23 protein-coding genes are annotated in these 22038 nt (G+C 58.5%); 8 read left to right on the top strand and 15 right to left on the bottom strand.

The features are described from left to right. The first annotated feature begins 9 nt into the window (after positions 1-9). Both AC3ZVB_RS23835 and AC3ZVB_RS23830 read left to right on the top strand, forming a co-directional pair. Positions 10-1209, top strand: a complete 1200-nt coding sequence (locus AC3ZVB_RS23835) for a CaiB/BaiF CoA transferase family protein (RefSeq protein WP_490147870.1) — start codon at positions 10-12, stop codon at positions 1207-1209. After that, positions 1190-2131 (top strand): TIGR02285 family protein, encoded by a 942-nt coding sequence (locus tag AC3ZVB_RS23830; RefSeq protein WP_490147873.1) that lies wholly within the window; start codon positions 1190-1192, stop codon positions 2129-2131. The genes AC3ZVB_RS23835 and AC3ZVB_RS23830 overlap by 20 nt, the downstream gene beginning before the upstream one ends. Positions 2132-2301: 170 nt before the next feature. Here AC3ZVB_RS23830 and AC3ZVB_RS23825 read toward each other — a convergent pair whose 3' ends face one another. From AC3ZVB_RS23825 to ffh, 10 genes are all read right to left on the bottom strand, one after another. After that, positions 2302-2589, bottom strand: a complete 288-nt coding sequence (locus AC3ZVB_RS23825; RefSeq protein WP_162438277.1) for a DUF3509 domain-containing protein — start codon at positions 2587-2589, stop codon at positions 2302-2304. Between the two features lie 221 nt (positions 2590-2810). Next, the gene (gene thrC, locus AC3ZVB_RS23820; protein ID WP_162438276.1) at positions 2811-4220 is read right to left on the bottom strand and encodes a threonine synthase; all 1410 of its coding nucleotides are present in this window, start codon (positions 4218-4220) and stop codon (positions 2811-2813) included. A 66-nt stretch (positions 4221-4286) separates the two neighbouring features. Continuing rightward, positions 4287-5591, bottom strand: coding sequence for a homoserine dehydrogenase (locus tag AC3ZVB_RS23815; protein WP_490147869.1), 1305 nt, complete (start codon positions 5589-5591; stop codon positions 4287-4289). Between the two features lie 134 nt (positions 5592-5725). Beyond that, on the bottom strand, positions 5726-6457 hold the full coding sequence (gene dsbC / locus AC3ZVB_RS23810; RefSeq protein ID WP_194691264.1) for a bifunctional protein-disulfide isomerase/oxidoreductase DsbC: 732 nt from the start codon (positions 6455-6457) through the stop codon (positions 5726-5728). A 278-nt stretch (positions 6458-6735) separates the two neighbouring features. Continuing rightward, positions 6736-7632 (bottom strand): site-specific tyrosine recombinase XerD, encoded by an 897-nt coding sequence (gene xerD / locus AC3ZVB_RS23805; RefSeq protein WP_490147868.1) that lies wholly within the window; start codon positions 7630-7632, stop codon positions 6736-6738. Between the two features lie 99 nt (positions 7633-7731). Next, positions 7732-8082 carry a 50S ribosomal protein L19 gene (gene rplS, locus AC3ZVB_RS23800; protein ID WP_063322826.1) on the bottom strand — a complete coding sequence of 117 codons (351 nt, stop codon included), beginning with the start codon at positions 8080-8082 and terminating at the stop codon, positions 7732-7734. Positions 8083-8127: 45 nt separating this feature from the next. Then, a complete protein-coding gene (gene trmD / locus AC3ZVB_RS23795) occupies positions 8128-8880 on the bottom strand; it encodes a tRNA (guanosine(37)-N1)-methyltransferase TrmD (RefSeq protein WP_090188015.1) in 753 nt (250 codons plus the stop codon). Positions 8881-8882: 2 nt separating this feature from the next. Continuing rightward, complete coding sequence (gene rimM / locus AC3ZVB_RS23790) at positions 8883-9419, bottom strand: ribosome maturation factor RimM (RefSeq protein ID WP_162438272.1); 537 nt, start codon at positions 9417-9419, stop codon at positions 8883-8885. A 5-nt stretch (positions 9420-9424) separates the two neighbouring features. Next, positions 9425-9676, bottom strand: coding sequence for a 30S ribosomal protein S16 (rpsP, locus tag AC3ZVB_RS23785; RefSeq protein WP_007944872.1), 252 nt, complete (start codon positions 9674-9676; stop codon positions 9425-9427). A 249-nt stretch (positions 9677-9925) separates the two neighbouring features. Further along, a complete protein-coding gene (ffh, locus tag AC3ZVB_RS23780) occupies positions 9926-11302 on the bottom strand; it encodes a signal recognition particle protein (RefSeq protein ID WP_162438271.1) in 1377 nt (458 codons plus the stop codon). 210 nt (positions 11303-11512) lie between these two features. On the opposite strand from ffh, the gene AC3ZVB_RS23775 reads away from it, so the two are divergent. From AC3ZVB_RS23775 to AC3ZVB_RS23765, 3 genes are all read left to right on the top strand, one after another. Further along, positions 11513-12325, top strand: coding sequence for a cytochrome C assembly family protein (locus tag AC3ZVB_RS23775; protein ID WP_194691265.1), 813 nt, complete (start codon positions 11513-11515; stop codon positions 12323-12325). A 12-nt stretch (positions 12326-12337) separates the two neighbouring features. Further along, positions 12338-13573 (top strand): transporter associated domain-containing protein, encoded by a 1236-nt coding sequence (locus AC3ZVB_RS23770; protein WP_162438269.1) that lies wholly within the window; start codon positions 12338-12340, stop codon positions 13571-13573. Between the two features lie 230 nt (positions 13574-13803). Further along, complete coding sequence (locus AC3ZVB_RS23765) at positions 13804-15120, top strand: MFS transporter (RefSeq protein ID WP_490147867.1); 1317 nt, start codon at positions 13804-13806, stop codon at positions 15118-15120. 101 nt (positions 15121-15221) lie between these two features. On the opposite strand, the gene purT is transcribed toward AC3ZVB_RS23765, so the two are convergent. From purT to AC3ZVB_RS23740, 5 genes are all read right to left on the bottom strand, one after another. Continuing rightward, entirely contained in the window at positions 15222-16403 is a 1182-nt protein-coding gene (purT, locus tag AC3ZVB_RS23760; RefSeq protein WP_490147866.1) for a formate-dependent phosphoribosylglycinamide formyltransferase, read from the bottom strand. A 101-nt stretch (positions 16404-16504) separates the two neighbouring features. Then, the gene (locus AC3ZVB_RS23755) at positions 16505-16972 is read right to left on the bottom strand and encodes a preQ0 transporter (RefSeq protein ID WP_162438266.1); all 468 of its coding nucleotides are present in this window, start codon (positions 16970-16972) and stop codon (positions 16505-16507) included. 222 nt (positions 16973-17194) lie between these two features. Further along, positions 17195-17410, bottom strand: a complete 216-nt coding sequence (locus tag AC3ZVB_RS23750) for a DUF1289 domain-containing protein (RefSeq protein ID WP_162438265.1) — start codon at positions 17408-17410, stop codon at positions 17195-17197. Continuing rightward, positions 17407-17931, bottom strand: coding sequence for a gamma carbonic anhydrase family protein (locus tag AC3ZVB_RS23745; RefSeq protein ID WP_027924900.1), 525 nt, complete (start codon positions 17929-17931; stop codon positions 17407-17409). Before AC3ZVB_RS23745 ends, AC3ZVB_RS23750 begins: the two co-directional genes overlap by 4 nt. Positions 17932-17997: 66 nt before the next feature. After that, on the bottom strand, positions 17998-18597 hold the full coding sequence (locus AC3ZVB_RS23740) for a CoA pyrophosphatase (RefSeq protein WP_194691268.1): 600 nt from the start codon (positions 18595-18597) through the stop codon (positions 17998-18000). Between the two features lie 216 nt (positions 18598-18813). On the opposite strand from AC3ZVB_RS23740, the gene AC3ZVB_RS23735 reads away from it, so the two are divergent. The 3 genes from AC3ZVB_RS23735 (at position 18814) to leuA (ending at position 22020) form a co-directional block, all read left to right on the top strand. Continuing rightward, the gene (locus tag AC3ZVB_RS23735; protein ID WP_162438262.1) at positions 18814-19365 is read left to right on the top strand and encodes an NUDIX hydrolase; all 552 of its coding nucleotides are present in this window, start codon (positions 18814-18816) and stop codon (positions 19363-19365) included. Between the two features lie 108 nt (positions 19366-19473). Next, entirely contained in the window at positions 19474-19977 is a 504-nt protein-coding gene (locus AC3ZVB_RS23730; protein WP_162438261.1) for a L,D-transpeptidase family protein, read from the top strand. A 363-nt stretch (positions 19978-20340) separates the two neighbouring features. Next, positions 20341-22020: a 2-isopropylmalate synthase gene (gene leuA, locus AC3ZVB_RS23725; RefSeq protein ID WP_162438260.1), complete on the top strand. Its 1680-nt coding sequence runs from the start codon at positions 20341-20343 to the stop codon at positions 22018-22020. Positions 22021-22038 lie beyond the last annotated feature (18 nt).

Below are 22038 nucleotides of genomic sequence, written 5' to 3'. Positions count from 1 at the left end.
GGATCCAGCATGCCGTTCACCGCCAAACCGCTCTCAGGTCTGAAAGTCATTGAATTGGGCACCTTGATCGCCGGGCCCTTTGCCTCGCGCATTTGCGGCGAGTTCGGTGCTGACGTGATCAAGATTGAATCCCCGAACGGCGGCGATCCGTTGCGCAAATGGCGCAAGCTGTATGAAGGCACCTCGTTATGGTGGTTCGTTCAGGCGCGCAACAAAAAGTCCCTGACCCTGAACCTCAAACACCCCGACGGCCTGGCCATTCTGAAAAAGCTGCTCGGCGAAGCAGACATATTGATCGAAAATTTTCGTCCAGGCGTGTTGGAAAAACTTGGCCTGGGGTGGGACGTTTTACATGCCCTGAATCCTAAACTGGTCATGGTTCGTCTTTCGGGTTTCGGCCAGACCGGGCCGATGAAAGATCAACCGGGCTTTGGTGCTGTCGGTGAGTCCATGGGCGGCCTGCGCTACATCACGGGTTTTGAGGACCGACCTCCGGTGCGTACCGGGATATCGATTGGCGACTCGATCGCCGCACTCTGGGGCGTGATTGGTGCGCTGATGGCGTTGCGTCATCGCGAGGTCAATGGTGGACAGGGTCAAGTGGTGGATGTGGCGCTCTATGAAGCGATCTTCGCCATGATGGAAAGCATGGTGCCGGAGTTCGACGTGTTTGGCTTCATCCGCGAACGTACCGGCAACATCATGCCGGGTATCACGCCCTCCTCGATTCACACCAGCGCCGATGGCAAACACGTGCAGATCGGCGCGAATGGCGATGCCATCTTCAAGCGTTTCATGCTGATCATCGGTCGGGAAGACCTGGCCAACGACCCGGTCCTGGCCAGTAACGATGGCCGTGACACGCGCCGGGACGAGCTCTATGGGGTGATTGATCGCTGGGTCAACTCGCTGCCACTGGACACCATCATCGAGCGGCTGAATCAGGCCGAGGTACCGGCCAGCCGAATATTCAGTGCCGAAGACATGTTCAGTGATCCGCAGTACCTGGCCCGAGAGATGTTCCTGAAGGCCAAGCTGCCGGACGGCAAGGATTTCAAGATGCCGGGGATCGTGCCGAAACTCTCAGAGACACCCGGTACGTCGGAATGGGTCGGGCCGAAGTTGGGCGAACACAATGCGCAGGTACTCAACGATCTTGGTTACGACGATGCGCAGATCGCAAAGCTGCGTGAAGACGGGGCTATCTAAGCTGAAACGCCAGTTTTCGCCGCTGCACACACGCGTCCTGTCGCAACGAGGCAGGGGCGTGTGCGCGTACGTGGCCTTTATTTTGCTCATGGGTTCGATGTCGTCACCGATGGCGCAACCCAAGGAAGCCCTGGTCTGGCTATTGCGGGATCTGCCGCCACTGATGATTTTCGAAGGCCCGAAAAAGGGTCAGGGCGTCATTGATCAGCTGTTGCCCCTGTTGATTGCCGGCATGCCGCAATACACGCACACCCTGATGCGGGTCAATCGTGCGCGCGGTTTGCAAATGCTCCACGAGCCTTCTCTGACGTGCGATGCCGCATTGAATCGGAGCAAGGAGCGTGAGCGCTGGATCGTCTTTTCCATTCCAGTGTTTCGGGCCATGAGCAATGGTCTGGCGGTGCGGCGTGTCGACCGCGAGTCGCTCGCGCCCTTTGTTCAGGACGGTGAAGTGGACCTCGCAGCGCTGCTGGCCAGCGACAGCGAGAAGCTTGGCATCATTGCCGAGCGCAACTACGGCGACTACCTCGACGGGCTGCTCAAACAAGCACCGCCCAACGCCCTCACCGCCCACTATGGCAACGATGCACTGGGCAGCCTGCTGCAGATGCAACGTCTGGGGCGCTTGCGAGTCGTGTTGGGGTATCGCCCGGAAATACGCTACCAGGCGGAACAGCAAGGCATTGCCGTGGATGAGTTGCAGTTCTATCCGATTCGCGGGGCAGAGAAGTTCCTGTCCGGCTACATCGGCTGTACCGACACGCCGCAGGGTCGTCAGGCAATTGTCGAGATCAACCAACTGCTGCGCAAACTGCCCCGCGATCGATTGAGCGAGGCCTACGCTGCGTGGCTCGACCCGGAAAGTCGGCGTGCCTATCTGGAAGAATCCAGGGTGTATTTCGAGCAGCAAGCCCAGCCATGACAAATCGCGGGCAAAAAGAAACCCCGAGAAGTGGGGAGACGACTCGGGGTTAAACGTGGCCTACATAAAGACCAGTAACAGCAAGCTACAAGCACCGGAGCACAATGCTTGATCCTGCTGTTACATGCTCTGACAGGCTTTCGTGCAGGATGGTTCCCACACACTCCAATTCAATTTCGGCTTGCCAGGATTTTGTCCTGAGCGGCGTTACGCAAGGCCGCGATGACGCAGGGTTCCAGCCGACCTTCGGCAATCATCACGTCACGGTGCAGACCGTCGACGACATCCGTCAGCAAACGCTTGTCGCTCAATTGAGCCTGATTGAATGCTCGCTCGACCACGATTGCGCCGGTCGAACTCTTCAGGGTCACCAGGCATTCGCCATGGGCGCCCGATGGGGTCAGCGTGACTTGATACGGGCTTAGAGCCTCACCGAGCAACAGACTGATACTTTCCATCTCGATCACCACTCAATAGTCCGAAAACAAAAGTGCCTGGGGCAGGCCTACTCTAAATGACCGCTGGCCTGAGAAGAAAGTTCTGGATTTCAATTGCAGGCGGTTTGGCGCCTTGGGTTAATGAAGCATGCACGGGGAAGATGACAGGGAAAAAACACGCGGTCGCGAAATCAAAAAACCCGTCGAAAGACGGGTTTTTTGTTGTGACTGACGCGGCCCGATTACAACGGCTTGCCGCGATTGCCATGCTGACTGACGAAAGCCTGTACCGCTTTCAGATCATTCGGCAACACGGTGCAGCGCTCATCCCGATCAAACAGATCGGTCAGGTGCACAGGCAGCTCCAGCGCTTTACCCACACCGGCTTTTTCCACGGCATCCGGGAATTTTACCGGGTGGGCCGTCCCCAGGATGACCATCGGAATGTCCAGGCTGCGACGGCATTCACGCGCGGCCTTGACGCCAATGGCGGTGTGCGGGTCCAGCAACTCGCCGGTCTGCTCGTACACCTCGGCAATGGTCTCGCAGGTCTGTGCGTCATCCACGGCCAGGGAGTCGAACAACTTGCGGGCCTCGGTCCAGCGCTCTTGTTCGACGCTGAAACCGCCACCCTGCTTGAAGCTGTCCATCAAACCGGCGATCGCCGCTCCATTACGACCGTGCAGGTCAAACAGCAGACGCTCGAAGTTCGACGACACCATGATGTCCATGGACGGCGACAGCGTGGCGTGAAGAGTTTCCTTGACGTACTGATTGCCGCTCATGAAGCGGTGCAGGATGTCGTTGCGGTTGGTGGCGACGATCAACTGGTTGATCGGCAGACCCATGTTGCGTGCCAGGTAGCCGGCGAAGATGTCGCCGAAGTTGCCGGTAGGCACCGAGAACGATACCGAGCGAGCCGGGCCGCCCAACTGCAGGGCTGCGTGGAAGTAGTAAACGATCTGGGCCATGATCCGCGCCCAGTTGATCGAGTTCACTGCCACCAGACGCGTGCCTTTGAGGAAGCTCTGGTCGGCGAAGCTGGCCTTGACCATTTCCTGGCAGTCATCGAAGTTGCCTTCGATGGCGATGTTGTGGATGTTCTCGCCGAAAATGGTGGTCATCTGGCGACGCTGCACTTCGGACACGCGGTTGTGCGGGTGCAGGATGAAGATGTCGACGTTTTCGCAGTGCTTGCAGCCTTCGATGGCAGCCGAACCGGTGTCGCCGGACGTAGCGCCGACAATCACCACGCGCTCGCCACGTTTTTCCAGCACGTAGTCGAGCAAGCGCCCGAGCAGCTGCAAGGCGAAATCCTTGAACGCCAGGGTCGGGCCGTGGAACAGCTCCAATACCCATTCATTACCGTTCAGCTGACGCAATGGCGCCACGGCGCTGTGCGAGAACACGCCGTATGTTTCTTCAAGAATCTTTTTGAAATCGGCATCCGGAATGCTGCCGGTAACGAACGGGCGCATCACCCGGAAGGCCAGCTCGTGATAAGGCAGGCCGGCCCAGGACGCGATTTCTTCCTGGGTGAAACGTGGCAGATTTTCCGGCACATAGAGGCCGCCGTCCGTGGCCAGACCGGCCAGCAGGACGTCTTCGAAATTCAGGGCCGGTGCCTGGCCGCGGGTACTGATATAACGCATGACTGACTCCAATGGACAGTGTTCGCAAAGCCGGGCCCACAGGCGGGCCCGGTGAACGATAACGGCTTAGTTCAGGTGCTCGACGCGGATCCGTACGACCGGCCCCACGACGCCTGTCAGGGCTTCCAGCGCGGCAATCGCGTCGTTCATGTGCTGTTCCAGCACACGGTGGGTCAGCAGGATCATCGGCACCAGACCGTCATGTTCTTCGACTTCTTTCTGCATGATCGATTCGATGTTGATGCCGCGCTCCGACAGGATGCTTGCGACCTGAGCCAGAACGCCAGGATGGTCCTTGGCCTGAATGCGCAGGTAGTAGGCGCTTTCGCAGGCTTCGATCGGCAGGATCGGGTGGGCCGACAGCGAGTCTGGCTGGAAGGCCAGGTGCGGTACGCGGTTTTCCGGGTCGGACGTCATGGCGCGAACCACGTCCACCAGATCGGCGATGACCGAAGAAGCGGTCGGCTCCATGCCGGCGCCAGCACCGTAGAACAGGGTCGAACCCGCAGCATCGTCGTTGACCATGACCGCGTTCATCACGCCGTTGACGTTGGCGAGCAGACGATCGGACGGGATCAGTGTCGGGTGCACTCGCAACTCGATACCGGCAGCCGTGCTGCGAGCCACACCAAGGTGCTTGATGCGGTAGCCCAGCGCTTCGGCGTAGTTCACGTCAGCGGTGGTCAGCTTGGTGATGCCTTCGGTGTACGCCTTGTCGAACTGCAGCGGAATACCGAACGCAATCGACGCCAGGATCGTCAGCTTGTGGGCTGCATCGATACCTTCAACGTCAAAGGTCGGATCGGCTTCCGCGTAACCCAAGGCCTGCGCTTCAGCGAGCACATCTTCGAAGGTCCGGCCTTTTTCACGCATTTCAGTCAGGATGAAGTTGCCCGTGCCGTTGATGATGCCGGCGACCCAGTTGATACGGTTGGCGGACAGGCCTTCACGGATCGCCTTGATCACCGGAATGCCACCGGCCACTGCTGCTTCGAACGCCACGATCACGCCTTTCTCGCGTGCCTTGGCGAAGATTTCGTTACCGTGAACGGCAATCAGTGCCTTGTTCGCGGTGACCACATGCTTGCCATTCTCGATGGCCTTGAGTACCAGCTCACGGGCAACGGTGTAGCCGCCCACCAGCTCTATAACGATGTCGATCTCAGGGTTCGTGGCCACTTCGAAGACATCGTTGGTAATCGCAATACCGGTCGTTTGGAACTGAGGCTTTGGCGTGCGCGTGGCAATTTGTGCCACTTCGATCCCACGCCCGGCACGACGAGCAATTTCCTCGGCGTTGCGCTGAAGTACGTTGAAGGTACCGCCACCGACGGTTCCTAACCCACAGATGCCTACTTTGACCGGTTTCACTGTGAACTCCCCATAAAACGGCCGACTCAAGGCCGGCCGTGAAAACAACCGCATACTCGCGGTTCTCTATTAATGGCTCGGCGAACAACGCCGCCGAACCATGATCGTCAAAGGCTGACCGTGACGATGCGAATTTACTTCGCGCCCAGCGCCAGTTTGGCGACTTGTGGCGCAGGCTGGTAGCCCGGAATGACCTGACCGTCAGCCAAAACGATGGCCGGCGTGCCGTTCACGCCAATCGACTGACCGAGAGCAAATTGCTTGGAAACCGGGTTATCGCATTTGGCGGCCTTGATTTCCTTGCCGTCGACCATTTTGTCCATGGCCGCTTTCTTGTCCTTGGAGCACCAGACCGCTTGCAGCTGCTCGTCACCCGGCGAACCCAGGCCCTGGCGCGGGAACGCAACGTAACGCACTTCGATGCCGCGCTTGTTCAGCTCAGGCACTTCGGCGTGCAGTTTGTGGCAATACGGGCAGGTGGTGTCGGTGAAGACGGTGATGTGCGATTTGGTTTCGCCGATGGCCGGATAGACCACAGTTTCTGCTACCGGAATATCGTTGACCAGTTTGGAGACGCCCAGTCGTTCGGTCTTCTCGGTCAGGTTGACCGGCTTGCCATCCTTGAGCTGGAACAGGTAGCCCTGAACGATGTATTGGCCATCAGCGCTGGCGTAGAGCACGCGGCTGCCTTTGAGCTTGACTTCATACATGCCCGGCAGCGGGCTGGCGGAAATGCTTTCTACCGGAACTTCCAGCTCGAGGTTTTCCAGACTTTTACGGATGGCTTTGTCGGCCGCATCATCGGCGACGGCAAAGGTGCTGACCAACGCAATGGCTGCGGCGGCGAAAATATGGGTCAGACGCATGAGAACTCCTGAAGGCGGACAAATGGGACGATCAGAACGCCCGTGCCGAAACACCGGGTCATAACCGCCCATCGTGCAAACCGGCAAAGCCTACCACATAAGGCTTGCGGGGCCGAATGTGCCAGACGCAACACCCTGTGAGTTCGAAGGCCAGGCATTAATGTGGCGAGGGGATTTATCCCCGCTGGACTGCGCAGCGGTCCCAATTGGGGCTGCTTTGCAACCCAACGGGGATAAATCCCCTCGGCACGAGAAACTTTTCAACCTTGAAGACCGAGCTAGCCACGCGGGTGGTGTTTGGCGTGCAGGTCTTGCAAGCGGGCGCGGGCGACGTGGGTGTAGATCTGGGTCGTGGACAGGTCACTATGGCCAAGCAGCATTTGCACCACCCGCAGATCCGCGCCGTGATTGAGCAGGTGCGTGGCGAAGGCGTGGCGCAAGGTGTGCGGTGACAGCGACTTGCCGATCCCGGCCACCTTGGCCTGGTGCTTGATGCGGTGCCAGAACGTCTGTCGCGTCATCTGCTCGCCGCGCAGACTCGGGAACAGACAATCGCTGGGACGTCCGCCGAGCAACTCGCTGCGTGCGTCGCGCATATAGCGCTCTACCCAGACAATCGCCTCCTCGCCCATCGGCACCAACCGCTCCTTGCTGCCCTTGCCCATCACTCGCAACACACCCTGGCGCAAGTTGACTTGCTCCAGCGTCAGGCTGATCAACTCTGTCACCCGCAAACCACAGGCGTAGAGCACCTCAAGCATGGCGCGATCCCGTTGACCAATGGCCTCGCTCAAGTCCGGCGCCTTCAGCAAGGCTTCCACATCGGCTTCCGACAAGGATTTAGGCAATGGCCGCCCCAGCTGCGGCATGTCGACGCGCAAGGTCGGATCGACGGCGATCAGTTTTTCCCTCAGCAGGTAGCGATAAAACCCGCGCACTCCCGAGAGGAATCGAGCAGTGGAACGAGGCTTATAGTTTTGCTCCAGACGCCAGGCCAGATGATCGAGAATCAACTCGCGTCCGGCGTTGATCAGCTCCAGCCCCTTGTCTTGAAGCCAGCCATTGAAAAGGGCCAGATCGCTGCGATAGGCATCACGGGTGTTATCGGAAAGGCCTTTCTCCAACCACAGCGCGTCGAGAAACTGGTCTATCAGAGGATGATCGATGGCAGGCATAAAGGCTCAGGCAAGACCGACAGTACGGCTAGGGAAGATAAATCGCAGGCAACAAAAAAGCAGCCCGTAGGCTGCTTTTTTCTGCATCGGAAGCTGGACTTAAGCCAGTTTTTCCTTGATGCGAGCTGCTTTACCGGACAGGTCACGCAGGTAGTACAGCTTGGCTTTACGTACGTCACCGCGACGTTTAACGGCCATGCTGTCGATTTGCGGGCTGTAGGTCTGGAAAGTACGCTCTACGCCAACACCGTTGGAGATTTTACGAACGGTGAAAGCACTGTTTACGCCGCGGTTACGCTTGGCGATAACAACACCTTCGAACGCTTGCAGACGCGAACGGTCGCCTTCCTTCACTTTCACCTGAACGACAACAGTGTCGCCCGGGGCAAAGGTAGGGATCTCTTTGGTCATCTGCTCTGCTTCGAGTGCAAGGATGATTTTGTTAGTCATGCTGTGCTCCTAAGGTAAATCGTCGGATCTACCATCGATACGTTGTTAACTATCGTCCCGCTCGCGGATGTATTCCTCGAGCAGCTTCTTCTCTTCTCCAGAAAGCGAGCGGCTTTCCAGAAGATCGGCGCGTCGTTCAAAGGTCCTACCAAGGGACTGCTGTAAACGCCAACGCCGGATATGCGCGTGATTGCCACTTAGCAATACGTCGGGAACACGCTGATCCGCATACACCTCCGGTCGGGTGTAGTGCGGGCAATCCAGCAAACCATCCGTAAAGGAATCTTCCTCTGCGGAGTCCGCATGCCCTAAAGCTCCAGGCAGCAGTCGTGTAACCGCATCGATCAGGACCATCGCCGGCAGCTCGCCGCCAGACAGTACATAGTCGCCAATCGACCACTCTTCATCGACATGAGCTTCTATGAAACGCTCGTCAATGCCTTCATAACGGCCGGCAATCAGGATCAATGCATCCAGATTCGCCAACTCGCGTACCGCCGACTGATTCAGTTGACGGCCTTGGGGGGACAGGTAAATCACCTTCGCCGCCTCCCCGGCTGCTGCCTTGGCCTGAACCAGAGCATCTTCCAGGGGCTTGATCTTCATCACCATGCCCGGACCACCGCCAAATGGGCGATCATCCACAGTGTGATGTCGATCCGTCGTGTAGTCTCGCGGGTTCCAACAGGTCAGCTGCAACAGCCCCTGTTTCACCGCCCGACTGGTGATGCCGTACTCGCTGATGGCGGAGAACATCTCGGGAAACAAACTGATCACTTCTACGCGCAAGTTAGCCACGCTTAGAAGTCCGCATCCCAATCCACCTTCATCTCGCCTGCGGCAAGGTCGACGGCCAACACGCATTGCTCCGTATAGGGCAGCAGGCGTTCGCGATCATCCAGGCTGCCAGCGCAAGGCTTGACCACCATTACATCATTGGCGCCGGTTTCCAGAAGATGATCGATCTTCCCGAGCAATTGCCCAAGATGGTCAATGACCTTCAGACCTTCGAGCTGGTACCAGTAGTACTCGCCGTCGGTCAATTCAGGGAACAGGTTGCGCGGCACGCAGATCTCATAACCGGCCAGAAGACGAGCTTCTTCACGGTCATCGAGACCCTTGAGCTTCGCGACCAGGAACTTGTCGTTCCCGCGTCCGCTGACCAGCTCAACCTGCTTCACATTGCCTTCGCGCTTGAGCGTCCAGGTTTTGTATTGCAACAGGTTTTCAGTAGGATCAGTAAAGGAGTACACCTTCACTTCGCCGCGAACGCCATGAACAGAATAAATCTTGCCGATAACGATCAAATCATCAGCATCAGCTGGCGTCGCGTTCATATTGCTCAGGCCGCAGCCTTAGCAGCGTCCTTCAACAACTGAGCAACACGCTCAGAAGGTTGTGCACCAACGCTCAGCCAGTAGGCTACGCGCTCTTGGTTCACGGACAGACGAACTTCTTGACCACGAGCAACAGGGTTGAAGAAACCAACCTGTTCCTTGTGCGAACCGTCGCGCGGGTTGCGGCTGTCGGTTACGGTCAAGTGGTAAAACGGGCGCTTTTTGGAGCCGCCAAGGGCAAGACGGATTGTTAGCATGTGAACATCGTTCCTGTAGTCGGTGCTGCAAATCTAAAGGCACAGCGGGCATAGGTGCCCGAAAGGCCGCATATTCTAAGGAATATCCGGACTTTTGCAAATGTCTTTTTCCGGCTGCCTATCGGCCGCCATCAAGATTTGCTATAGAGCCGTCGTTGAAAACGGCCAGTCAGCTCCCGCCAAGTGCGGGTTTGCTGGAGATCTCACATCCCTGTGAGCTGCGCAAGAGCAAGCCCTTACGCGAAAACTTTACATTTTGGGCATGCCGCCGCCGGGCAACATACCGCCCATGCCGCGCATCATTTTGGCCATTCCGCCTTTCGCGGAGAATTTCTTCATCATCTTCTGCATTTGCTTGTGCTGCTTGATCAAGCGACCAATGTCCTGCACCTGAGTGCCGGAACCCATGGCAATTCGGCGTTTGCGCGAACCGCTGATCAGCTCAGGGTCGCGGCGCTCGGCCGGGGTCATGGAGTTGATGATGGCTTCCATCTGCTTGAATTGCTTCTCTGCCGCACCCTGGGCATTGCCCATTTGCGCCAGGTTTACACCGCCGATGTTCGGCAGTTTGTCCATGAGGCCACCAAGGCCACCCATGTTCTTCATCTGTTGCAGCTGATCGCGGAAGTCTTCGAGGTCGAAGCCCTTGCCCTTCTTCAGTTTCTTGGCAAGTTTGTCGGCTTTATCCTTGTCGAGCGTCGCTTCCGCCTGTTCGATCAGACTGAGCACGTCCCCCATGCCGAGGATGCGCGAAGCAATACGCTCAGGGTGGAACGGTTCGAGCGCATCGCTCTTTTCGCCCATACCGATGAACTTGATCGGCTTGCCAGTGATGGCGCGGACCGAAAGCGCGGCACCACCACGGGCGTCGCCGTCGACCTTGGTCAGGATCACACCGGTCAGCGGCAGTGCATCACCGAAGGCCTTGGCCGTGTTGGCGGCATCCTGGCCAGTCATGGCGTCGACCACAAACAGGGTTTCGACCGGATTGATCGCAGCGTGCAACGCCTTGATCTCGCCCATCATCTCTTCATCGATGTGCAGGCGACCGGCGGTATCGACGATGACCACATCGATAAACTTGAGCTTGGCTTCTTTAATAGCCGCTTGCGCGATGTCGACCGGCTTCTGGCTCAGGTCGGACGGGAAGAACGTAACGCCCACTTCGCCCGCGAGCATTTCCAGCTGCTTGATCGCCGCAGGACGGTAAACGTCCGCAGACACGACCATGACGGATTTCTTTTTACGCTCTTTAAGAAAGCGCGCAAGTTTACCGGCGGTGGTGGTTTTACCAGCGCCCTGCAAACCGGCCATCAGCACGACGGCGGGTGGCACGGCACTCAGGTTCAGGTCTTCGTTGGCAGCGCCCATCAGGCTTTCGAGCTCTGCCTGAACGATCTTCACGAAGGCCTGGCCCGGCGTCAGGCTGCGCGACACCTCGGTGCCGACGGCGCGCTCCTTGACCGAATTGACGAAGTCTTTGACCACCGGCAAGGCGACGTCAGCTTCGAGCAACGCCATGCGCACTTCACGCAGGGTGTCTTTGATGTTGTCCTCGGTCAGCTTGGCTTTGCCGGTGACATGGCGCAGCGTCTGCGAGAGACGGTCGGTTAAGTTTTCAAACATTGCGCGATCCTTTCAGGCCCTGTGTAGACCGGGATAATGGCGGCCCAGACCGGAATAAACATGTGCTCGGCGAGCCTGCGGCGTGGGCAGGTCGCGGATTATAGCGAAGACTGCGGCTGGCGGACACCTCGCTGTCAGGTTGCATGGTCTTTCGTGCAACTAAGGTTCTATGCCAAACTCAGCGCCTTTCGGGCTTGCCTAACAGGATTTATGCTCCCCTTGTCACCCAGCTTGCTAACGACCCTCGCCGCCGCCTGCTTATACGCCGCTGCGACCATCTATCAAGGCACTCGCCTGGCCTCCGGCGCCAAGGCGAACAAACGCCTGCTGGTCACGCTTGGCGTACTGGCCGTGCTGGCCCACAGCGCCAGCCTTTTAACCCATCTGTTGACGCCGATCGGCCTGGGCCTGGATTTTTTCAACGCCGCCAGCCTGATTGCGGTGGCGGTCATTGCCCTGACCCTGTTGGCCTGCTCGCGTATTCCAGTGCAGAACCTGCTTGTGTTGCTGTTCCCGCTCGGCGCCGCTACCGTGCTGCTCGCCCAGTTCGCCCCGGCGGGAACCGTACAGATCATCGACGAAGAGCCCGGCATTCTTGCCCACATCCTCTTGTCGATCCTTGCCTACGGCATGTTCACTATCGCCGTGTTCCAGGCCTTGCTGCTGCTGGTCCAGGACCATCAGCTCAAGCACAAGCACCCGTCCGGCCTGATCAAGAACTTCCCGCCGCTGCAAACAATGGAAAGCCTGTTGTTCGGCTTCCTCTGGGCCGGCTGGACCCTGCTGTCGATGTCGCTGATTTCTGGCTGGCTGTTTGTCGACAATCTGTTCGCCCAACACCTGGTGCACAAGACCTTGCTGGCCTGCCTGGCCTGGATAGTGTTCAGCGTGCTGCTGTGGGGCCGTAATCGTCTCGGATGGCGCGGACACAAGGCCATTCGCTGGACCCTCGCCGGTTTCTGCCTGTTGATGCTGGCGTACTTTGGCAGCAAGCTGGTTCGTGAATACATTCTGCACATCTGACGGGCGGCATTAATGGACGACTTGCCCATAGGGCCGATGCTCGCGGTTTTGGCCCTGCTGATTTTATGGTCGGGGCTGTTTACAGCCATCGAAGTAGCGCAACAGCATCTGCTGGCTCAGCGCACCGCCTCGCGTGCCAGCGACAAACCGGTGGCGAAGCTGAGTTTCCCCCTCAACAGCCTGATCCTCTGCAACACCCTGTGCCGTGCGCTGGTGGTGGTCATCAGCACCTTGCTGGCGATTTTCACCTGGGCCGAAAACGGTCCATGGGCTGCCTGCCTTGGGGCTGGCGCCGTTCTGCTGGTGTTCGCCGATTACCTGCCGCGCACCCTGGCGATCCGCTACCCGGATGCGATCCTGGCCCTCGGCAACTCTTTGCTGCGCGCCCCCCTGAAAATCATCTACCCCGCCGCCTGGCTGCTCAATGGCATCGCGCAATTACTGACGCGACCGTTTGCCCGTACAGCCAAAGTGGTTCAGCAGAGTGAAGACGAGACACCGAATGATCGGCATGACGATCATGATCAGGCGGTTTGCCGCCCGCATCCGCTGTCGGGTATCCATGCGCTGGACAACATCACGGTCAACGACATTCTGGTACCGCGCAGTGACGTCGACGGGATCAACCTCGATGACTCCCTCGAAGAGATTATCGAGCAGCTGCGCAACAACAAGCGCACGCGATTGCCAGTGTTCCACAGCGACATCAATCAGGTTGAAGCCGTCCTTAATACCCGGCAGATCCGCCATTTGCTGCCCGACGGCACGTTGACCCTCGACGCGTTACTGGCGGCCAGCCACGAACCGTACTTCGTTCCGGAAAGCACGCCGCTGCAGCTGCAACTATTGAATTTCCACAAGCAACAACGGCGCCTGGGCATGGTGGTCGACGAGTACGGCGAAGTGCTCGGCATCGTCACGCTGGAAGACATTCTTGAAGAAATCGTTGGTGAATTCGAAAGCCAGCACAGCCTGGACAACCCTCATATTCACCCTCAAGCCGACGGCAGGCTGATGATCGAGGGCGCAGCGTCAATTCGCGAGCTGAACAAGAGCCTGGGATGGCACCTGCCCAGCGATGGCCCGAAAACCCTCAACGGGCTGGTCACTGAGGCACTGGAGACGATTCCGGAAAGCGCGGTCTGCCTGAAGATCGGACGGTATCGGCTGGAAATCCTGGAGACGGAAGACAATCGAGTTACTCGGGTGTTGATTTGGCATACCAGTTCAGTGCCAGCCATTCTCTAAGTCTCACAATCGCCCCTTGTAGCAGCTGGCGCAGCTGAACGCAGGCTTCGCCAGCGGCTACAAGGATTTGCGCTTGTTTGATCGTTAGGCTCCTTCCTATAATCGGGGCGCTTACCCAAGCCTCGTGTCATCCTTGTGCTACCCGCACTCTGCGTTAAACCCACATCCCTGGGTGTTCAACCATAATAAAATTCGCTCCACTGGGGCACATGACTGTCAGGGATAACCGCATGACGACCAGCACGACCTACTCAGATACCGCGCCTGCGCAGCCGACGAATTCCGCCACACGTGTGGCCACGGCGAGCTTCATCGGCACCGCCATCGAATTCTACGATTTCTACGTTTACGCCACGGCCGCCGCGCTGGTGATCGGCCCGGTGTTCTTTCCGCAAACCTCCGGCACGGCTCAGATGCTGTCGGCGTTTCTCACTTTCGGTATCGCTTTCATCGCCAGACCGCTGGGTTCCGCGCTGTTTGGCCACTTCGGCGACCGCATTGGCCGCAAATCGACACTGGTCGCCTCGCTGCTGCTAATGGGCGTGTGCACCACGCTGATCGGCGTGCTGCCGGGCTACGACAGCATCGGGGCCTGGGCGCCGATCCTGCTGTGCGTGCTGCGCTTTGGCCAAGGCCTGGGACTGGGAGGTGAATGGGGCGGTGCGGCACTATTGGCTACGGAAAATGCGCCCAAAGGAAAACGCGCCTGGTTTGGCATGTTTCCGCAGCTTGGCCCCTCCATAGGCTTCCTCGCCGCCAATGGTCTGTTCCTGACCCTGGCCATGACGCTGACCGATGAGCAGTTCCGCTCGTGGGGCTGGCGCATTCCGTTTCTGCTGAGTGCCGCACTGGTGATGGTCGGTCTGTATGTCCGCCTCAAGCTCCACGAAACCCCAGTGTTCGCTAGCGCAATGGCGCGCCAGGAACGGGTAAAAATGCCTGTGGTCGAGCTGTTCAGCCAGTACTGGGCGCCCATGTTGCTGGGCGCCGGTTCGATGGTCGTGTGCTATGCCCTGTTCTATATCTCGACCGTGTTTTCGCTGAGCTATGGCGTCTCGACACTGGGCTACACCCGCGAGACCTTCCTTGCATTGCTGTGCTTTGCGGTTCTGTTCATGGCCGCTGCGACGCCATTATCGGCCTGGGCCAGCGACCGTTACGGGCGCAAACCGGTACTGATCATCGGTGGCGTGCTGGCAATTCTGTCGGGGTTCCTGATGGAGCCGTTGCTGACTCAAGGCTCAACCTGGGGCGTGGCGCTGTTTCTGTGCATCGAGCTGTTTCTGATGGGCGTAACGTTTGCGCCAATGGGCGCGCTGCTGCCTGAATTGTTTCCAACGCACGTGCGCTACACCGGCGCATCAGCCGCTTACAACCTGGGCGGCATCGTCGGCGCCTCCGCGGCACCGTTCTTCGCGCAGAAGCTGGTGGCGATGGGTGGTTTGAGTTATGTCGGGGGGTATGTATCGGGGGCGGCGGTGTTGAGTCTGATTGCGGTGTTGTGCTTGAAGGAAACCCGTCACAACGATTTGAATCGGGTCGCCTGACAAGACGCCATCGCGGGCAAGCCTTGCTCCCACAGGTCAGTGTTCATGCACAATTATGTGAAAGGCACTGACCTGTGGAGCAAAGCGTGCTCGCGATGCTTTTACAGCTCTACAACAACCGACTGAGCAGCGCGGGTCGCTTTGGCACGTGCTGCTTGAATCGACTCATCCCGCGCCAACGCCACGCCCATCCGGCGCTGACCATTCACTTCAGGCTTACCGAACAGACGCAGCGCCGTGTCCGGCTCGCTTAACGCCGCGCCCAGGTTGGCGAACGCCGTCTGGGTCGATTGACCTTCCACCAGTATCACAGCGGAAGCCGAAGGGCCGAACTGACGAATCAGCGGAATCGGCAAGCCCAGAATCGCCCGTGCATGCAGTGCGAACTGCGACAGGTCCTGGGAAATCAGGGTCACCAGACCGGTGTCATGCGGACGTGGTGAGACTTCGCTGAACCACACCTGATCGCCTTTGATGAACAGCTCGACACCGAACAGACCGCGGCCACCCAAGGCTTCGGTGACAGCTTTCGCCACGCGCTCGGATTCAGCCAAGGCAATCGGGCTCATGGCTTGCGGCTGCCAGGATTCCTGGTAATCGCCCTTCTCCTGACGGTGACCCACCGGTGCACAGAACGTGGTGCCACCAATGTGGCGCACGGTCAGCAAGGTGATTTCGTAGTCGAAGTCGATGAAGCCTTCAACAATTACACGGCCTTTACCGGCACGACCGCCTTCCTGGGCGTAATCCCAGGCGGTTTTCACGTCATCGGCACTGCGCAGCAGGCTCTGGCCTTTGCCCGACGAGCTCATTACCGGTTTCACTACGCACGGAAAACCGAGGTCTTCGACGGCTTTGCTGTAGTCCTCGAAGGTATCGGCGAAATGATACGGCGACGTCGGCAGGTCCAGCTCTTCAGCCGCCAGACGACGAATGCCTTCTCGGTTCATGGTCAGCTGCGTTGCGCGCGCCGTCGGGATCACGGTGAAGCCTTCAGCTTCCAGCTCAACCAGCGTGGCGGTGGCGATGGCTTCGATTTCCGGCACGATGAAGTGCGGCTTCTCGGCTTCGATGACCGCGCGCAAAGCGGCGCCGTCGAGCATGTTGATCACGTGGCTGCGATGCGCCACTTGCATGGCCGGCGCGTCGGCATAGCGATCCACGGCAATCACTTCAACGCCCAGGCGCTGCAGCTCGATCACCACTTCCTTGCCCAACTCGCCACAGCCACACAGCAATACGCGGGTCGCGGTTGGCGACAATGGAGTTCCGATACGGGTCATCTCAGGTCCTCAAAGAAGCGGATCATCGAGGGTCGCGAGCACCTGGCGCGCTTCCCATGGGGCGAAAGCGCGGCATTTTACATGAACCTGAGGCTTTGGCTTCAGCTGGCGACGGCCTGTTTGCGCAGACGCCACGCCATGATCAGCCACACCGCCGTCACACCCGCGAACTTTGAGCCCATCGCCGTGAGGATCACGCCCGGTGTGAACGCGTCGATCATGCCGAAAAAGATGAAAGTATCGAGGGGAATGCTCAGCGCAGAACTTATCCACAGGCGGTCATGCAACGGGCGTCGGGTAATGGTGAATACCAGCCAGTCGATGCATTCCGACACCGCGAAAGCCGTGGCACTGGCCAGCGCGATGGAAGGGTCGGAAGTGACGTAGGAAAGCACCAGCGCAGCCAGCATTGCGGCGATGGCGCCGTGGCCGAACCGGATTTGCACCATGTCCCGAAGGACAAACACCAACCCACCCCAGGCAGACCAGATGATGTCCAGGTGCGGGGCAGTGGAAAAGGCGTAGTTGATCAGCACGACGCTGCTGATGTAGGCGATCAGGAAAAGCATGGAGATGGGGGATACCTGTCAATTTGGTGCGCAGAATACTTCACCCGCACACAAGCACCAAACCCGAGCACGGACACGACACGACAACGAACCTGTAGCAGCTGGCGCAGCCTGCGTCCGGCTGCGTAGCAGTCGTAAAAACAGACACTGCGGTCTGATAGGTTAATCGTGAACTCAGGATTTACGACTGCTGGCGCAGTCGGACGCAGGCTGCGCCAGCTGCTACAGGTTTGGTGTTTTGCCGATCATCCAGAGCAAACCACTGGACTTGGCCCGCTCATGACATAACCCCAGGACCTGGCGTCGTTCGTCGTTGTCCATCCGGCTCCAGCGAGTGATCTCATCCACTGTGCGCTGACACCCGGTGCAAATATCATCATCGTCCAGCGCACATACATTCACGCAGGGCGATCGGACCGGCCGTTCAGGGGTGTTCATTCTTCCTGCTCGGCCAGATCCCGGGCGTAACGCTGGGAGTTATGTACGTAATGGGCAGCGCTGGCCTCCAGCATCTTCTTCTGCGGCTCGGTCAACTCGCGCACGACCTTGCCCGGCGACCCCATGACCAGCGAGCCATCAGGGATTTCCTTGCCCTCGCCGATTAAAGAATTAGCGCCAATGATGCAGTTCTTGCCGATCTTCGCCCCATTGAGAATCACCGCATTGATACCGATCAGGCTGTAATCGCCCACCGTGCAACCGTGCAGCATGGCGTTGTGGCCGATGGTCACGCCGGTGCCGATGGTCAGCGGATAGCCCATGTCGGTGTGCATCACGGTGCCGTCCTGAACGTTGCTGTTCTTGCCAATCAGGATCAGCTCGTTGTCGCCGCGCAGCACGGCGTTGAACCAGACGTTGGCGCCCTCTTCCAGTTTGACCTTGCCCACCAGCACGGCATTGGGAGCGACCCAGCTTTGTGGGTGGGTTTCGACGCGGGCGTCGCCCAGGCGGTATTTCATCTTATTGTCCTCAGGGCCAGGCAGGCGCACTTAAAAAGCCGGGGGGTTCGCCATACGAACGATGGCTCAGGTATTGATAAAACTCTTGGGTGGCTGATGCAGGCTGATTTTCGCGTCATACAGCAAGTTGATCAACTCGACGATCATGATCGCCGTCAGCCCCCAGATTTTATATTCGCCGTAACGATAACTGGGCACATACCAACTGCGACCTTGATAGTCGATGCGATGGGTATGTTCGCGGGGATCTTCGCGGAAAAATTCCAGCGGCACGCTGAAGACCGCAGCGATCTCGGCATCGTTGGCGCGGTACTCGACGAAATCCGGAATCACGCCAACATAAGGGGTGACCTTGATGCCGTGCAGAGAAATCAGCGGGCTGAGTGGGCCGATCACCTCGACGAGTCCTGGCGGCAGGCCGATTTCTTCTTCAGCCTCACGCAGGGCGGTAAAAATCAGGTCAGGGTCTTCAGGGTCGCGTCGACCACCCGGGAAGGCCACTTCACCGCCATGGGTCGAGAGCCCGCTGGCGCGCAGGGTCAGAACCAGTTCCGGTTCGTCACTGCGGGTGATGGGCACCAGTACGGCGGCCTCGGGAAAGCGTTTGTCGGTTTCCAGGGTTCGCGGCGTGTGGTTGCTTACCCGATGCAGTAGCTCATCCAGCATGAGTGATCTCGATCTGTGCCTGTAGGGTCTGTTGACGTTTGCTGACGACCGCGTTGGGCGCCACCGCAGTTCGCGAGCAAACGTCAACAGACCCTATGCATCATGCACCAATCACACCGACCGCCCAAGCCCCGAACAGCCGTGTGTCGCTAAACGACAACTTGCCGACTGACACCGCCGCACGCCAAGATAGGCGCAGCATTCAGGAACCCAAGCATGAAATTTTGCAGTCAGTGCGGTAACCCAGTGACCCAACGCATTCCCGAAGGCGATGCACGCCTGCGGTTTGTCTGCGACAGCTGTCATACGATTCATTATCAGAACCCCAATATCGTCGCCGGTTGCGTGGCCACCTGGGGCTCCAAAGTACTGTTGTGCCGCCGCGCCATCGAGCCACGGCTCGGCTATTGGACCCTGCCCGCCGGTTTCATGGAGAACGGTGAGACCATCGAGCAAGCGGCCATTCGCGAGACCGCCGAAGAAGCCTGCGCCCGGGTCCGCGACTTGAGCATCTATACGTTGATCGATGTGCCGCACATCAGTCAGGTGCATGTGTTCTTTCGCGCGGAACTGGTTGACCTGAACTTTGCAGCAGGCATCGAAAGCCTCGAAGTTCAACTATTTGAAGAGGCCGACATCCCTTGGTCCGACCTGGCTTTCCGCACAGTGGGTCGTACTCTAGAATGCTTCTTCGCTGACCGGCGGACCGAGGTCTACCCCGTACGGTCCGAATCGATCCCGCCGCTTGCTCAGCCGGTCATTACCTGATTTGAATTTTGGAATCCTGCCGACGCTAAAAAGATCGTCGACTGCGGCAGCTCCTGCAAAATCACCTATAAATACATAGTCGCGACACCTTTTAGGGATATCGTTTCAATGCGCTGGTTGCTTGCCCTGCTTTGCATGTCGTTCATCGCTGTGTCCCAGGCTTCCACCGTGGTGACCCTGGATGGCAAACCGATCGAAAAGGTGTTGGTGCTCAAGTCCGCTCATCAATTGCAATTGATCGCCGATGGCAAGCCTCTGCGGACCTACCGTATTTCCCTGGGCAAGCAGCCCAAAGGCGCCAAGCTGATGGAGGGCGACAAGCGCACGCCTGAAGGTTTTTACTGGGTCGACTGGCGCAAGGTCAGCGACCGCTTCAATCTGGCGATGCATATCTCCTATCCCAACGTTGCTGACTCCGCCCGCTCCCGACGCGAAGGGGTCGATCCGGGCGGGATGATCATGATCCATGGCACACCCGACACCTACGACTACCCGGAAAACCTGTTCCACACGCTGGACTGGACCGACGGCTGCATTGCCATGCGCAACATGGACATGCGCGAGGTATGGGGTCTGGTGCCGGATGGCACGATGATCGAGATACGTCCGTAACCCTTGGAGCCAGTCGATCTTGAAACACTCGAGCAAACCACTTTCAATTGCGCAACGCTGAAACCTGCAGCAATCATTGAAACTATCGAGGCACTTTCGAGCAATAAAATCTCAAAAAAGCCTTCTTTAAGAGTATTCCTCTCAATTTTTTTCGACTGCTTGCCAACCCTCATCCTCGCGGTTAGGGTTGAAGGCATGAAAACATCTCACACCCTCATTCAGCTTCGCCAGCACCGCAGTCTGTGCCTCGTCAGTGCACGACTGCCGGGCTGAATCGCGGTGCCTCGCCCTACGCTCTATCCCCAGAACTTTTGATACACCGGCAGGCCGCCTTTTTTCGGCCGACACAATAAGGATTTCCCGATGAGCATGCTCAAAGACCCGTCTTCGAAATACCGCGCGTTCCCGACTATCGACATTCCGGATCGTACCTGGCCGTCGAAGACCATCACTGCCGCGCCGATCTGGTGCAGCTCGGACCTTCGCGACGGTAACCAGTCGCTGATCGAGCCGATGGATGCGGTAAAGAAACTGCGCTTCTGGAAAACCCTGGTGTCGGTCGGCGTGAAAGAAATCGAGGCGTCGTTCCCGGCCGCATCGCAAACCGACTTCGACTTCGTGCGTACCCTGATCGAAGGCAACCACATCCCGGACGACACCACCATTCAGGTGCTGACCCAGGGCCGTGAAGACCTCATTGAGCGCACCTTCGAATCACTGCGTGGGGCGAAGAAAGCCATCGTTCACCTCTACAACGCGACCTCCCCTTCGTTCCGCCGCATTGTCTTCAACCAGGACAAGGACGGAATCAAGGAAATCGCCGTGAGCGCGGCCAAGTTGTTCGTCAAATACGCTGCCCAACAGCCGGACACTCAGTGGACCTTCGAATACTCGCCGGAAACCTTCAGCGCCACCGAACTGGATTTCGCCAAGGAAGTCTGCGATGCGGTAATTGAAGTCTGGAACCCGACGCCTGAGCACAAGATGATCCTCAACTTGCCTGCCACCGTCGAATGCGCCACACCAAACATCTACGCCGACCAGATCGAATGGTTCGGTCGTAACATCAACCGTCGTGACAGCGTGATCATCAGCCTGCACACCCACAACGACCGCGGTACTGGCGTTGCGGCTACCGAACTTGGCCTGATGGCCGGCGCTGATCGCGTCGAAGGCTGCCTGTTCGGTAACGGTGAACGCACCGGTAACGTCGACCTCGTGACCGTGGCATTGAACCTCTACACCCAGGGCGTGAACCCTGAGCTGGACTTCTCCGATATCGACGGCGTGCGTAAAGTCGTTGAGGAATGCAACCAGCTTCCGGTGCACCCTCGTCATCCGTACGTCGGCGACCTGGTTCACACCGCGTTCTCCGGCTCCCACCAGGATGCCATTCGCAAGGGTTTCGCCCAGCAGAAACCGGACGCCCTCTGGGAAGTGCCGTACTTGCCGATCGACCCGGCCGACATCGGTCGCAGCTACGAGGCGGTGATCCGCGTCAACAGCCAGTCGGGCAAAGGCGGTATCGCTTACCTGTTGGAACAGGAATATGGCATCAACTTGCCGCGTCGCATGCAGATCGAGTTCAGCCAGGTCGTGCAGCGTGAAACCGATCGCCTGGGCCTGGAGATGACTGCACAGCAGATCCACGCGTTGCTTCACAGCGAGTATCTGCAAGCCAACACTCCGTATGCGTTGGTGAGCCATCGCCTGCAGGAAGAAAACGGCCACAGCGCTGTTGAAGTGGAAGTGTCCAGCAAGGGCCAGGGCGAAACCAACCTGAACTGGCGTGGCAAGGGTAACGGCGCCCTGGAAGCGCTGGTGGCGGGTTTGCCGATCCCTGTCGAAATCATGGACTACAACGAACATGCAATCGGCGCGGGTACCAATGCCAAAGCGGCGGCTTACATCGAGCTGCGTGTTAACGGTGAGCGTGCGGTGCACGGCGTCGGTATCGACGAGAACATCACCACGGCGAGCTTCAAGGCGCTGTTCAGCGCACTGAATCGCTCGTTGAGCCAGCCGGAAGCGAAAGCGGCGTAAGCGTCTGCCGAAATGCAA

Source organism: Pseudomonas sp. MDV22-iso1 (assembly GCF_058145095.1).
The sequence above is the reverse complement of the archived record's forward strand: the minus strand, read 5'-3'. Positions and strand labels throughout refer to the sequence as shown.

Bases quoted from the DNA above. Each gene is read 5' to 3' on its own strand.
- AC3ZVB_RS23835 (WP_490147870.1), top strand. From the start codon at position 10: ATGCCGTTCACCGCCAAACCGCTCTCAGGTCTGAAAGTCATTGAATTG.
- AC3ZVB_RS23825 (WP_162438277.1), bottom strand. From the start codon at position 2,589: ATGGAAAGTATCAGTCTGTTGCTCGGTGAGGCTCTAAGCCCGTATCAA.
- thrC (WP_162438276.1), bottom strand. From the start codon at position 4,220: ATGCGTTATATCAGTACCCGCGGCCAGGCACCGGCCCTGAATTTCGAA.
- dsbC (WP_194691264.1), bottom strand. From the start codon at position 6,457: ATGCGTCTGACCCATATTTTCGCCGCCGCAGCCATTGCGTTGGTCAGC.
- xerD (WP_490147868.1), bottom strand. From the start codon at position 7,632: ATGCCTGCCATCGATCATCCTCTGATAGACCAGTTTCTCGACGCGCTG.
- rplS (WP_063322826.1), bottom strand. From the start codon at position 8,082: ATGACTAACAAAATCATCCTTGCACTCGAAGCAGAGCAGATGACCAAA.
- rimM (WP_162438272.1), bottom strand. From the start codon at position 9,419: ATGAACGCGACGCCAGCTGATGCTGATGATTTGATCGTTATCGGCAAG.
- rpsP (WP_007944872.1), bottom strand. From the start codon at position 9,676: ATGCTAACAATCCGTCTTGCCCTTGGCGGCTCCAAAAAGCGCCCGTTT.
- ffh (WP_162438271.1), bottom strand. From the start codon at position 11,302: ATGTTTGAAAACTTAACCGACCGTCTCTCGCAGACGCTGCGCCATGTC.
- AC3ZVB_RS23775 (WP_194691265.1), top strand. From the start codon at position 11,513: ATGCTCCCCTTGTCACCCAGCTTGCTAACGACCCTCGCCGCCGCCTGC.
- AC3ZVB_RS23770 (WP_162438269.1), top strand. From the start codon at position 12,338: ATGGACGACTTGCCCATAGGGCCGATGCTCGCGGTTTTGGCCCTGCTG.
- AC3ZVB_RS23765 (WP_490147867.1), top strand. From the start codon at position 13,804: ATGACGACCAGCACGACCTACTCAGATACCGCGCCTGCGCAGCCGACG.
- purT (WP_490147866.1), bottom strand. From the start codon at position 16,403: ATGACCCGTATCGGAACTCCATTGTCGCCAACCGCGACCCGCGTATTG.
- AC3ZVB_RS23755 (WP_162438266.1), bottom strand. From the start codon at position 16,972: ATGCTTTTCCTGATCGCCTACATCAGCAGCGTCGTGCTGATCAACTAC.
- AC3ZVB_RS23750 (WP_162438265.1), bottom strand. From the start codon at position 17,410: ATGAACACCCCTGAACGGCCGGTCCGATCGCCCTGCGTGAATGTATGT.
- AC3ZVB_RS23745 (WP_027924900.1), bottom strand. From the start codon at position 17,931: ATGAAATACCGCCTGGGCGACGCCCGCGTCGAAACCCACCCACAAAGC.
- AC3ZVB_RS23740 (WP_194691268.1), bottom strand. From the start codon at position 18,597: ATGCTGGATGAGCTACTGCATCGGGTAAGCAACCACACGCCGCGAACC.
- AC3ZVB_RS23735 (WP_162438262.1), top strand. From the start codon at position 18,814: ATGAAATTTTGCAGTCAGTGCGGTAACCCAGTGACCCAACGCATTCCC.
- AC3ZVB_RS23730 (WP_162438261.1), top strand. From the start codon at position 19,474: ATGCGCTGGTTGCTTGCCCTGCTTTGCATGTCGTTCATCGCTGTGTCC.
- leuA (WP_162438260.1), top strand. From the start codon at position 20,341: ATGAGCATGCTCAAAGACCCGTCTTCGAAATACCGCGCGTTCCCGACT.